Raw genomic sequence first — 12,952 nt, 5'->3', positions numbered from 1 at the left:
TCTTGTTCTAAAACGGGATTGGGGCCATTTTAGTCTAAAACACTGTGAAAGAAAGCAGTCCTATAACAATTTAAGGTCCTTGATGGTCTTGAAGGCGACATCCACTTGCTCCTCATTCACCAAAATGGTAAACTCGTTGGTAGTGGAAATTACCTCATAAAGCACAATGCCCTCCCAAGCCAAGCGTTGGAAAATAAAGTAATAAATCCCAGGAACGGAAACATTTTCAGCGGGTAATTTTACGGTGATGGAAGACAGTCCTTCAGCCTTTTGGGTGCAACGTTCGTGTTTAAAGTATTTTTCCACCACACTGTCCATAATATTGCTGATCACAATGTTGATTTCATTCACCCCACGGGAAGACGTATAAAAAACATCTTGGTTTTCATTGACTTCTTCCAACAATCGGGCTTGTTGTTGTAGAATGGTATCGGATGCTAAAAAGGTATAATCCGTAAGGTTAGATCGCACGGTTATCTCACCAATATTTTTGAGCACCTTTACAATCCTGTGGGTGGCCCTGAACTCCAAATCATCGGAAAGGCGCTTGAGTGCCATTACAATGGCTCCGTCCTTTACATCTTTGCCCAAAGCATCGGCAATTTCAGGTTTTATTTGTCTCGATAAGGAAGTAAGGTTAATAATTCCCTGTGCAAGTGCGGTTTGCAGAAAAGGCTTCTTTTTAATGTAATGCTCAACTACTGCAGAAATTGTTTTCATTATTGTTTGGTTTGATTTGGTACAAAAATAACATATTGTTACAAAACAAACAAATGGTTAGAAAAAATAAAAAGCATCTTCCAAGTGGTCAATTTCAAAATCTGTTCCTTTTTGGATCACGGTAATCACATCAAAACGCACCTCTACATCTAAATCCATTTCTAGGACATAATGATCTGCTGCCAAGACCAAAAGCTTCCTTTTTTTAGCGTTGATTGTAGTGGAAATATCCTCTAAAAACCCCATTTTTCGTGACTTTACCTCAACAATGGCCACTGTTTCCCCTTGCCTTGCAATGATATCAATTTCAGCCTTTAGATAGCGATAATTTTGAGCACAAATCTCATAACCCCTATTCAATAAAAATGCTACGGCCAGTGCTTCACCTTGCTTTCCAAATTCATTATGTTTTCCCATAGATTTGGAAAAATATTAAAAAAACCATGCAGTTCATCGAAAAATTTGGTAGTTCACGGTGATTAAAGCGTTTAGATTGTAATTTGTTGGCTGAATTGAACCACGCCCAACGTTAACTAAACATATAGTTGCCCCAAAACTATGTACCTAATTAACGCCAGACATTGCTATGGAATACTTCATTAATTGTAATTCCTCAACGTTGGCGCCGTATACTGTTCCCTTGGACGAGTTACGTGCTGCCCACTTGTACAGGAGGCTTGGTTTCAGTGCCTCAGTACAGACCATTAACGCTGCTGTTGGACAAACAGCGGGAAATTTAGTAGACAACTTAATAAATCAAGCCCTTGCGGCTCCAGTGGTTCCAGCCCCGGCTTGGGCAGATTGGAACGATTCCAATTATCCCGCCGATGACGATTTGGCCAGGGAAATGAGACGTGCCCAATTGGAGGAATTCACAACCGCTTACGGGAATGCTCTTATGGACAACAGTGTCCGGGATCGTTTGAGTTTCTTCTGGAGCAACCACTTTGTGACCGAGTTGGATGTGTACAATTGTAACCAATTTTTGTACTACTACATGAATTGCCTGCAACGTAACGCCCTCGGAAACTTCAAGACTTTTGTTCATGAAATTGGACTTACCAGCGCCATGCTCTATTATTTGGACGGAGTCCGAAACCGAGGTGATAATCCCAACGAGAACTACGCGCGTGAACTTTATGAGCTCTTTACTTTGGGAGAAGGTAATGGATATACCGAGAATGATATTATAGAAACAGCCAAGGCCATTTCTGGATATACAGAACGAGGTGAAGAAGGCTGTACCCAAGTGACCTTTAATCCCGAAGACTTTAACACAGGCAGTAAAACCATTTTAGGTCAGACTGGAAATTGGGACTATGACGATGTAATCGATATTCTCTTTAATGAAAGAGCAAATGAGATTGCTGGTTTCATCTGCATGAAACTATACGAATATTACGTACACCCCGATTCATCTGGAGAAGAAGGTGGCAATGCACAGGATATCATTGCTGGGATGGCTCAGACCTTTATTGCAAACAATTTTGAAATTGCCCCGGTATTGCGCCAATTGCTCAAGAGTCAACACTTTTTTGATGAAACCGCCATTGGGGTAATCATTAAAAGTCCTTTTGACCTATACTTCCATTTAGTTAAGGAAACCGGATTTGCATACAATGACGGTACCATAATAAATCTGATAGATTCAGCCGGACTAATTGGTCAAGAATTATTTGATCCCTATGATGTTGCTGGATGGCAACGCGATCGCCAGTGGATCAACTCCAATTTTATTATTGGGCGATGGCTGACTTCTGAAGTATTCTTGGAACGCTTTTTTCAAGATAACCCAGAGCAGTTCAGGACATTGGCCATGGATGCTGTTGGTGCTGCCGATAGCAATACCAGCAATCCTGAAATAGTGGTTAGGGCCTTGGTGAACAAGTTTACTCCCAAAGGCCTGTTGACGGACGCCGATTTTGAAAAGGCTATGGATGCCTTCAAAATTGACGATGTACCAGAGAATTATTATTCCCCGGATTATATTACGGGCGGATTGAGCCTTTGGATGCTGGCAGTGAGCATGGAGGCACCTACCCAAGTGTATGTGCTTTTGCGTCATTTGTCCAGAGAACCCGAATTTCAACTTAAATAACCCCTACCATTATGTGCGATAATCACCACAACCACCATACATCTCCACACAAAGGTCTTGAACACAAAGGCCACGATTTGGAACACAAAAATTGGAGCAGACGGTCCTTTATCCAAGCCTTGGGTATTGCCGGTTCTGGTTCCATGTTCTTGGGAAGCAACTTTATTTCGGCTTCTGCCCCATCACCCCTAACTGCCGCCATTGCCGCCGCAGAAACTGACAACATATTGATTCTGATTCGCTTGTCAGGAGGAAATGATGGATTGAGCACGGTCATCCCAATACAACAATATGATACTTATGCTAATGCTAGGCCCAACATCTACATCCCTGAAAGTAAAGTCCTAAAACTTACCGATGATTTTGGTGTACCCACCTACATGAGCTCCTTAGAACCCCTATGGGGCGAAGGACAGTTTAAGGCCGTTCATGGTGTGGGGTACGAAAACCAAAGTCTGTCCCATTTTACCGGATCCGATATTTTTGCCAACACCGATCTAAACACGACTGGATTTACCGGTGAACCTACTGGTTGGATGGGTAGGCATTTTGAAAATATCTATCCAGATTATTTGATCAACCCACCAGAGGCACCTGCGGCCATTCAAATTGGAAACCTGTCCAATTTGGTCTTCCAGGGAGAAGAGACCAATTATGCCTTTGTGACCAACAATATTGATCAGTTGGAAGAAATTGCCCAAACCGGATTGTTCTACGATATTGAAACGGCCCCATTTGATGACTGTATGTACGGTGATCAACTTCGTTTCTTGCGTGGGGTGGCCAATACCACTTACGAGTACGCCGGCAAAATCCACGAAGCTTATGAGCGTGGCGATGCCCTTACCTGCGTGGAATATCAGGATAATGGTTTTGCCAGACAATTATCACTTTTGGCCAAATTGATTAAAGGAAATCTTGGAACAAAAGTTTACATGATTTCCATGGGCGGATTTGACACACATGGTAATCAACCCATCGTTCACGAGCAACTGATGTCCAATCTTTCCATTGCCATCAACAATTTCTATGAGGATTTGGCCTGTACCGAACAAGATGATAAGGTATTGAGCATGACTTTTTCTGAGTTTGGTCGTAGAATCTTTGAAAATGGTTCCAACGGTACCGATCACGGAAAAGCGGCTCCTACCCTATTCTTTGGATCAGGACTCAACGGAAGTGCTTTTGTGGGCGACCACCCATCTTTGGATAGCCCCAACAGTAGGGGTAACTTGGAGTACACCATGGATTTTAGAGATCTCTACGGAACCGTACTTGCAGAATGGCTTTGCGTACCTAGAACTGCTGTGGAGCAGCATTTATTGGGCTACACGTACAGGGCTATTGATCTAGGTTTTAACTGTAGTGGTGAGGAGTTTGATGACATTGCCATGGACAACGATCCGCCAACATTTCCGGAAACACCACCAAGTGAAGATGGTATGACACCAGATCCAGAATTGGTGAACAACATTGTACACACACCTTATTATCCACCAACATCTCCACGGATGCCCCATATCCATTTGGATATGCCTTTTGCCGCCCATGTTGATATTGAACTCTTCAACATTTTGGGACAAAAAGTGGGTACTGTTTTCAATGAAATGTTATTGGAAGGTGCCACCGAAATCAATATTAGGGAACGAGTGCGGGACAGTCTGTCCACTGGAAAATACATTTATCGTATATCCGTAGCGGACCAACGCATGAGTAAGTCTGTAATGATCATGTAAAAAAGCGGAACATCTATATCATCCATTTCGGGAAACCTCCGATTGTGCATCACCTCACCCCAATTTAGGGAGCACAATTTGGAGGTTTCCTTTTTTAATCCAAATCCCATTTTAGGCTTCTCGTAAAATGAGTATTTTTGGAGCTTAATTAGAATTGTACATGTCTCAGACAAAAGCTCCTTCAAGATATACTATCACTTCAGCCCTACCCTATACCAATGGACCCATACATATTGGTCATTTGGCGGGTGTTTATGTACCTGCGGATATTTATGTCCGCTATTTGCGATTAAAAGGTCACGATGTAGCTTTTGTATGTGGTAGCGATGAGCATGGGGTGGCCATCTCCATGAAGGCCAAAAAAGAGGGAGTTACCCCAAAGGAAATTATTGATAAATACCACAATATCATCAAAAAGTCCTTTGCCGACTTTGGAATCTCTTTTGACAATTATTCAAGGACTTCCGCCGAAGTTCATCATGAAACGGCTTCGGATTTTTTCAAAAAACTGTACGAGCAAGGCGATTTTATTGAGGAAGAGACCGAACAACTCTATGATGAAGAGGCACAGCAGTTCTTGGCTGATAGATTTGTGGTGGGTACCTGCCCCAAATGTGGTCATGGGGAAGCCTATGGCGACCAGTGCGAAAATTGTGGCTCTTCCTTGAATGCTACTGACCTCATCAACCCAAAATCTACCATCACTGGTGGTGTTCCAGTTCTAAAAAAGACCAAGCACTGGTTTTTGCCCTTAGATCGGTACGAAGATTTTTTACGAAAATGGATTCTGGAAGGTCACAAATCTGACTGGAAACCCAACGTGTACGGGCAATGTAAGTCTTGGATAGATGAAGGTCTAAAACCCCGTGCCGTTACCCGTGATTTGGATTGGGGAATTCCCGTTCCGGTTGAAGGTGGCGAAGGAAAAGTGCTCTATGTATGGTTTGATGCACCTATTGGCTATATTTCATCCACCAAAGAATGGGCAGAACGCGAAGGAAAGGATTGGAAACCGTATTGGATGGATAAAGAGACGAAACTGGTTCATTTTATCGGTAAGGACAACATTGTTTTTCACTGTATCATCTTCCCAAGCATGCTCAAAGCTCACGGCGAATTCATTTTACCAGAAAATGTTCCAGCCAATGAGTTTTTGAATTTGGAAGGCAACAAACTATCCACTTCCAAAAATTGGGCGGTTTGGTTGCATGAATATTTGGAAGAATTCCCAGATATGCAAGATGTGCTTCGATATGCACTAACGGCCAATGCGCCAGAAACCAAGGACAATGATTTTACCTGGAAGGATTTTCAGGCTCGGAACAACAACGAACTGGTGGCCATTTTTGGCAACTTTGTGAACCGTGTGGCCGTTTTGACCCATAAATATTACGATGGAATTGTGCCCAATCCCAATGCGTTTGAGGCTATAGATAAAGAAACCTTGGAAACCTTGAAAGGGTATCCTGAAATCCTGTCCAATTCGTTGGAGCGCTACCGTTTCCGTGAGGGAAGTCAAGAATTGATGAACTTGGCGCGCTTGGGAAATAAATATTTGGCCGATGCCGAGCCTTGGAAACTTATCAAAACCGATGAGGAACGGGTAAAAACCATCATGTACGTAGCGCTTCAGATTGCAACAGGATTGGCCATTCTCAGCGAGCCTTTTCTACCGTTCACTTCAGATAAATTAAAGAACATTCTCAATGTCAGGTCGAGCGGAGTCGAGACCGACTGGAACAATTTAAGTTCCCAAGAAACTTTGCTCCCTTCAGGTCACCAAATCAACCCAAGTGAGCTGCTCTTCCGAAAAATTGAAGACGCTGAGATTCAACAACAATTGGACAAACTAGAAGCCACTAAAAAAACCAATGCGCAAATGGAAAAAGAGGTAACCCCACAAAAAGAAACCATTACCTACGATGATTTCAGCAAGCTGGACATGAGGGTGGGAACCATCATTGAAGCCGAAAAAATGCCGAAAGCCGATAAACTTTTGGTGTTAAAAGTGGACACCGGTCTCGATACCCGGACCATTGTTTCAGGGATTGCCAATAGTTTTAAACCGGAAGATATTGTGGGCAAAAGAGTGACTGTTTTGGTGAATTTGGCACCCAGAAAACTCCGTGGCGTTGAAAGTGAGGGTATGATTTTGATGACGGAGAACAAAGAAGGAAAACTCGTTTTCTTGAATCCGGATGAGGATGGGGTTGGGAATGGGGAAACCATCAATTAATATTTAAAATAAGCCCCAATTACAAATCATACTTAACGAATCAAGAAAATGCAGCTTGTTCCCTTTATCATACACCACACCCAGATTTCAGCAAAAAGTGTGGAGAACACTGTGGCTCTGCTGAATGAAGATTGCACCGTTCCCTTTATTTCACGCTATCGAAAGGAAAAGACAGGAAATCTGGACGAGGTTCAAATTGGGGCCATTGTGCAGTACAAAGCGCAGTTTGAGGCATTGGAAAAGAGAAAGGCGGCCATTATTAAGGCAGTTGAGGAACAGGGAGTCCTAACACCCGAATTGCAGGCAAAATTCCAAAACTGTACGGATCTCACCAGTTTGGAAGATCTTTATCTCCCTTTCAAAAAAAGCAAGAAGACCAAAGCGGAAACGGCCCGGAAAAATGGTCTTGAGCCACTGGCCAAAATCATTATGGCGCAACGCAATGATGAAATCGAGTTTATTGCCTCAAAATACCTTAGTAAAGATGTGGTCAATGAAGATGAGGCACTGGAAGGAGCCCGACATATCATTGCGGAATGGATCAATGAACGTACCGATATCCGAAACCAACTCCGTAATCAGTTAGAGCGACATGCGCTTATCACCACTAAAGTGGTGAAGACCAAAAAAGAGGATGAAAAGGCCCAGAAGTTCCAGGATTATTTTGATTGGAGCGAACTGTTGGGCCGATGTCCTTCGCACCGATTTTTGGCCATCATGCGTGCCGAAAAAGAAGGATTTATCCGAGTAAAAATTGAGATTGATGATGAAAGGGCTCTTCAAAATATGGAACGGCGCATCATCAAATCGAACAATGCCTGTGCAGAACAAATAGAATGGGCCATTGCAGATGCCTACAAGCGTCTTTTGCTACCCTCCCTCTCGAATGAACTCCTAAAAAGTGCGAAAGAAAAAGCAGATGCTTCGGCCATTGAAGTGTTCTCCAAAAACCTAAAGCAACTGCTCCTTGGTGCTCCCCTGGGTGAAAAACGTATTTTGGCCATTGACCCTGGTTTTCGAACAGGCTGCAAAGTGGTATGTCTGGACGAGCAGGGCGATTTGAAACACAACGAGACCATTTATCCCCATCCACCGCAGCGAGATAGCTCAGGAGCCATTAAAAAAATAAGCACCTTGGTCGATGCCTATAAAATTGAGGCCATCGCCATTGGGAATGGTACGGCATCTCGTGAAACCGAACAATTGGTAAAACGCATTTCTTTTAAAAATCCCATTGAGGTTTTTGTGGTAAGCGAAGCTGGAGCTTCCATTTATTCCGCCTCCAAGATTGCCCGGGATGAATTTCCCAATTACGATGTTACGGTACGGGGTGCGGTCTCCATTGGTCGTCGTTTGGCCGACCCTTTGGCTGAATTGGTGAAAATCGATGCCAAATCCATAGGTGTGGGGCAATACCAACATGATGTGGACCAGACCCAGTTAAAATCCTCATTGGATTCGGTAGTGGAAAGCTGCGTGAACGCTGTTGGGGTGAACATTAACACGGCCAGCATTCCCTTACTGAGCTATGTTTCGGGGATTGGACCAAAATTAGCCGAGAATATCGTGGCTTATCGAAATGAAAATGGGGCTTTTGAAAGCAGAGAGGAAATCAAAAAAGTAGCTCGTTTGGGTGGAAAGGCTTTTGAGCAAAGTGCTGGATTTTTACGCATCAAAAATGGAACTAATCCTTTAGATGATTCCGCCGTGCACCCCGAAAGCTATAGTCTCGTCGCCAAAATGGCCAAAGATCAAAGCATCCAACTGAAAGAAATCGTCGGAAATACATCAGCTTTACAGAAAATCAACCTGCAATCCTATTGTACGGACACCATTGGATTGCCTACATTGGAGGATATTCTAAAGGAACTGGAAAAACCGGGATTGGACCTCCGGGAAAAGGCAAAAGTATTCACTTTTAATCAAAACATCCGGGAAATTACAGATCTGCGTCAAGGTCAATTGTTACCCGGAATTGTAAACAACATTACCAATTTTGGTTGTTTTGTGGATATCGGTATTAAAGAAAGTGGACTCATCCACATTTCCAATTTATCGGATTCCTTTGTAAAAGATGTCAACGAACATGTGAGCCTTCATCAACAAGTGGTGGTCAAGGTTTTGGATGTTGATGTTGCCAGAAAACGGATTCAGCTGGCCTTGCATCAATAAAGAAATTACAGCCAATGCTTAAAATAGCGTACCACCCTATTTACAAACATCACTTGCCGAATGGGCATCGATTTCCCATGATGAAATATGAATTGCTGCCCCAGCAACTGCTTCATGAAGGAACCTGTACCGAAGCTAATTTTTTTGAGCCTTCGCTTCCTGATGATTCCCCTATTTTGGAAGTCCATGATGCTACTTATTTCAAAGATTTGGTCAATCTAGAGCTGACTCCAAGTGCAGCCCGAAGAATTGGATTTCCATTGAGTAAGGAATTGGTACAACGAGAACGCATTATTGCAGATGGAACCCTAAAAGGATGCGAGTTTGCCTTGAAAAATGGCATTGCCATGAACATTGCCGGGGGTACGCACCATGCCTATTCTAACCGTGGAGAGGCGTTTTGTATGTTGAACGACCAAGCCATTGGCGCCCGATACCTTAATCGTAAGAAATTGACCAACAACATCTTAATTGTTGATTTGGATGTTCATCAAGGTAACGGCACAGCAGAAATATTCAAGACCGACCATTCTGTTTTTACGTTTTCCATGCATGGCAAAGGTAATTACCCCTTTAAAAAGGAAAGTTCGGACTTGGATATACCCTTGGACAAGGGAACTACGGACCAAAAATACCTTTCTATATTAAAAAAGACGCTTCCCGAACTGTTGGAAAAAGTGCAACCCGATTTTATCTTCTACCTCTGCGGTGTGGATGTGCTAGCTTCGGACAAATTGGGAACGTTGGCACTGAGCTTGGAGGGTTGCAAGGAGCGCGACCGTTTTGTATTGCAAACCTGCCACGATGCCAAAATTCCGGTACAATGCAGCATGGGTGGTGGTTATTCCCCCGATATCAAAATAATTGTGGAAGCGCATGCCAATACATTTCGATTGGCACAGGATATTTATGCTTAATTTTACCGACTACTTAGTTTTCAACCTCAATGAGATTCGTAAAATACTTTATCGTACTGTTTGCTTTGCCTATGATGGGCCAAGAGCTTCCATCTGAAAAAGAGAAAACACTTTGGAATAATTTCACCTATGATGTAGGTAATATGTTTGGTGGGGTCGGCTATTCCTATTCACGTCCGTTTCATTGGAAGGGAAATGACTGGGCCAACTTTGGTTATTTGGCGGGGGGAACCTTGCTTCTTTTTACTGTGGACGATGAACTAAACGATTGGAAAAATGGTTTTCGTGAGGATGTGCCGGATTTTGTAATGGATTACGGCCACGAATACGGAAGCCCTGAAAACAATTATATGCTGACTGGAGGGGTTTATCTGGCCGGGCTTTTTACCAAAAATGAAAAATTGCGACGAACTGGGGTTCTCCTGATTTCTTCAGCCACAGCCGGAGGGTTTCTGCAACAGGTCAGTAAACGTATAATTGGGAGGGCCCGACCAAAAAGTGGTGCAAGCTCGAGTACATTTGACCCGTTTCACTTGGATAGGGTCTATGACTATGATTCGTTTCCATCAGGGCATGCTATGCTGGCCTTTAGCAATGCGTATGCCATTGCCAAACAATTTAAAAGTCCTTGGGTGAAAATAGGTCTATATACCGTAGGATCCATACCCGGATTGGTGCGGGTCATGGATGATTTCCACTGGGTTTCTGATGTGGCTTTCAGTACGGTGTTGAGTATTTTTATTGTGGAATCCATTGACAAGTATTTGGATTCAAAGTACGATGAAAAGTACAACAGCCGTAATCCTAAAAATGTGAGTTGGAATCTTTCATTCGGTCCCAATACCATGGGGGTATCACTTCATTTTTAAGTGATTGAAACTACAATTGTGTTAAATTTTTATTTAGATTGATTTAAAATAATTATTTTCGTCCACCAGTTTACACATTGATGGGTAAAAAGAAGGAGAAAAAGAAGCTTAAAAAGGCATTGCTGAAAGAATTGTCATCCCATGGCAACTTAAAGTCAAAATGCTGTGAGAAATACAAGAAAAAGGAAAGCAAACGGTGTAAAAAATGTCCTTGCTTTGACCTTTTAAAGAAAGTTGCTTAGAAAAATCCACTATATCAGTGGATTTGTTTTTTTAAACTATTCCATCCTTCCTTTACGAAAATTCTCCAGCACACGGTTTTCTGACATTACCCTATCATTTTCTTCATTGGAATAAGACAGATACGTTTTGGCCTTTTCAAGGTGTTGTTTTGTGTGATAGCAAGAAATGGAGCAACTTGCAAAATGTTGATGATAGGCCTCTATTTTTTCTTTCATATATGTTCTGTAGGCCGCTTCATCACTTTTCTTTAAGTCTTGTTCATAGCGTTTTTGGTCTTTCCAAAAATCCAACTCATCTTTCTCGCTATGCAAGACCAGAGACTGCTCATAAGCGGCATCTTTTTGGGCTAGCTGTGAGTAAAAAGACATTTTTTTAGCATTGGGATTTCCATCATGGTTTTGGGCCAAAATGGAATTGGAGAAGGTAAAAATCAGAAGGAATAGAACAAAACCTGACCGTTTCATATTTTAAGTTTTACGATTAAACTTGATTACGAAAGTTGAGGTTTTCAATAGTAGAACAACTAAAAGGAGAAATACCCTAATTAAAAAAGTTGAATGTTAGAAATTACCTTATTTGAATTGCCCCGGAACTTTTCCTTTGGCAGCATTGGAAAGTGACAACTCCCGCAGTGGGTCTTGGGAAGCTTTTAGTAGGAAAAAGGCAGCTTCTCTTTTATAAAAATCGCCATGCACACATTCGCTTTGGCATTGTTCAATGTGATCAATATAGGATGGGGCCTTGTTGCTGATATACACCTGATAGGCCTTTGGATTTTTTTGTTGGAGCAAATTCTCAAAGTTCTTCTGATCATTCCAGTAGTCCCGTTCATCTTGTTCGTTGGAAAACTGGACCGATTGCTCGTAGGCAGCATCGCGTTCTGCCAGCCTTTCATAAAATAGGAGGTCATTAATGACAGCATTTCCCTGCGCCAAGGAAACAAGACCAGGAAATAGAATAAAAACGAATAATAGGGCTTTTGTTTTCATAGCAATCTCTCTTCATTAGACGTAAAACCACCCCAAGCGTTACGCAGTTCTATATTAAGTTATGTTGAAAACATGGTAAAGAAAAAGAAAGGGGACAAATTGCCCCCTTTTCCGATGATTTACAAAACATTCTATTTTCCCAACATCAACATTTCGTTGCACTTAACTTCAGTGATGTAGCGTTTTTCTCCTTCTTTGGTCTCATAGGAACGCGACATTAACTTGCCTTCTATCATCACTTCTTTGCCTTTAGTAAGGTAATTTTCCGCGATTTCGGCCAGTTTCCCCCAGGCTACTACATTGTGCCATTGGGTGTCAGTTACTTTTTCGCCTTCGGAATTTTTGTAGGTTTCATTGGTAGCGATTGAAAATTTGGCCAGTTTGCTGCCATTTTCCATGGTAATCAATTCTGGGTCATTACCCAAGTTTCCAATCAACTGTACTTTGTTTTTAAGTGAATTCATAATAAAAGATTTAAGGATTAACAGTTTATACCGCCGAACTTGCAATTCGACAGGGCAAACATAAAACCGCCGAAAAACAGGAGTCGGTCTTAAATCATTTGTTTTCGTTTGTAAACGGATGTAAATAATTGGAAATAGATACCCTTGGGAACTATATATCAGATTACACTAAATAGCATGTTTTTCTCTTGGAAGGGTGTTATCCCATTTTTTTGAACGGTAAGTACTATGTTCCACGGTTAGGCTTCCACCGAATCGGAAGCCCATTGCGTGAGCATCCTGCCGACCTGAAAGGTCAGAACAAAGTCTTACATGGAAAAGAACGAAACGCCCTGTCAATACCCTTCCCGCTTTCAAGGGAAGGCTTAGTCCTGACTAAACGGCCAAAACCGAGGCAAATAAATTAAATAAGTCCAAGCCCTCTAGCGGATTGCCTAGCGACTTCCATAATTCCTGCTTCATCTAGTCCTTCAATTGGTTCTGTTTGAGCAGTCAGCCACCCTATATT

11 protein-coding genes are annotated in these 12,952 nt (G+C 42.3%); 6 read left to right on the top strand and 5 right to left on the bottom strand.

Going from position 1 to position 12,952, the window contains the following annotated elements:
* Nucleotides 1–60 precede the first annotated feature (60 nt).
* Together J0X14_RS15925 and J0X14_RS15920 are read right to left on the bottom strand one after the other, a co-directional pair.
* Nucleotides 61–720 carry an aspartate kinase gene (locus J0X14_RS15925; RefSeq protein WP_207098812.1) on the bottom strand — a complete coding sequence of 220 codons (660 nt, stop codon included), beginning with the start codon at nt 718–720 and terminating at the stop codon, nt 61–63.
* A 57-nt stretch (nt 721–777) separates the two neighbouring features.
* Complete coding sequence (locus J0X14_RS15920; RefSeq protein ID WP_207098811.1) at nt 778–1,137, bottom strand: YraN family protein; 360 nt, start codon at nt 1,135–1,137, stop codon at nt 778–780.
* Between the two features lie 169 nt (nt 1,138–1,306).
* Between J0X14_RS15920 and J0X14_RS15915 the strand changes: the two genes are divergently transcribed.
* The 6 genes from J0X14_RS15915 to J0X14_RS15890 all read left to right on the top strand — a co-directional run bounded on the left by J0X14_RS15915 (nt 1,307) and on the right by J0X14_RS15890 (nt 10,748).
* Nucleotides 1,307–2,818 (top strand): DUF1800 family protein, encoded by a 1,512-nt coding sequence (locus tag J0X14_RS15915; RefSeq protein ID WP_207098810.1) that lies wholly within the window; start codon nt 1,307–1,309, stop codon nt 2,816–2,818.
* An 11-nt stretch (nt 2,819–2,829) separates the two neighbouring features.
* Entirely contained in the window at nt 2,830–4,554 is a 1,725-nt protein-coding gene (locus tag J0X14_RS15910) for a DUF1501 domain-containing protein (RefSeq protein ID WP_207098809.1), read from the top strand.
* A gap of 160 nt (nt 4,555–4,714) precedes the next feature.
* Entirely contained in the window at nt 4,715–6,790 is a 2,076-nt protein-coding gene (gene metG / locus J0X14_RS15905) for a methionine--tRNA ligase (RefSeq protein ID WP_207098808.1), read from the top strand.
* 48 nt (nt 6,791–6,838) lie between these two features.
* Nucleotides 6,839–8,962, top strand: a complete 2,124-nt coding sequence (locus J0X14_RS15900; protein ID WP_207098807.1) for a Tex family protein — start codon at nt 6,839–6,841, stop codon at nt 8,960–8,962.
* Nucleotides 8,963–8,976: 14 nt separating this feature from the next.
* Entirely contained in the window at nt 8,977–9,879 is a 903-nt protein-coding gene (locus J0X14_RS15895; RefSeq protein ID WP_207098806.1) for a histone deacetylase, read from the top strand.
* Nucleotides 9,880–9,908: 29 nt separating this feature from the next.
* On the top strand, nt 9,909–10,748 hold the full coding sequence (locus tag J0X14_RS15890) for a phosphatase PAP2 family protein (RefSeq protein WP_207098805.1): 840 nt from the start codon (nt 9,909–9,911) through the stop codon (nt 10,746–10,748).
* A gap of 278 nt (nt 10,749–11,026) precedes the next feature.
* On the opposite strand, the gene J0X14_RS15885 is transcribed toward J0X14_RS15890, so the two are convergent.
* From J0X14_RS15885 to J0X14_RS15875, 3 genes are all read right to left on the bottom strand, one after another.
* Nucleotides 11,027–11,455, bottom strand: coding sequence for a hypothetical protein (locus J0X14_RS15885; protein WP_207098804.1), 429 nt, complete (start codon nt 11,453–11,455; stop codon nt 11,027–11,029).
* A 108-nt stretch (nt 11,456–11,563) separates the two neighbouring features.
* The gene (locus J0X14_RS15880; RefSeq protein WP_207098803.1) at nt 11,564–11,980 is read right to left on the bottom strand and encodes a hypothetical protein; all 417 of its coding nucleotides are present in this window, start codon (nt 11,978–11,980) and stop codon (nt 11,564–11,566) included.
* Between the two features lie 131 nt (nt 11,981–12,111).
* Nucleotides 12,112–12,444: a single-stranded DNA-binding protein gene (locus J0X14_RS15875; RefSeq protein ID WP_207098802.1), complete on the bottom strand. Its 333-nt coding sequence runs from the start codon at nt 12,442–12,444 to the stop codon at nt 12,112–12,114.
* Nucleotides 12,445–12,952: the final 508 nt, after the last annotated feature.

This window comes from Allomuricauda sp. CAU 1633 (assembly GCF_017313225.1).
Classification (GTDB): Bacteria; Bacteroidota; Bacteroidia; order Flavobacteriales; family Flavobacteriaceae; genus Flagellimonas.
Note: the sequence above shows the minus strand (reverse complement) of the source record. Positions and strands in the feature narration are given on the sequence as shown.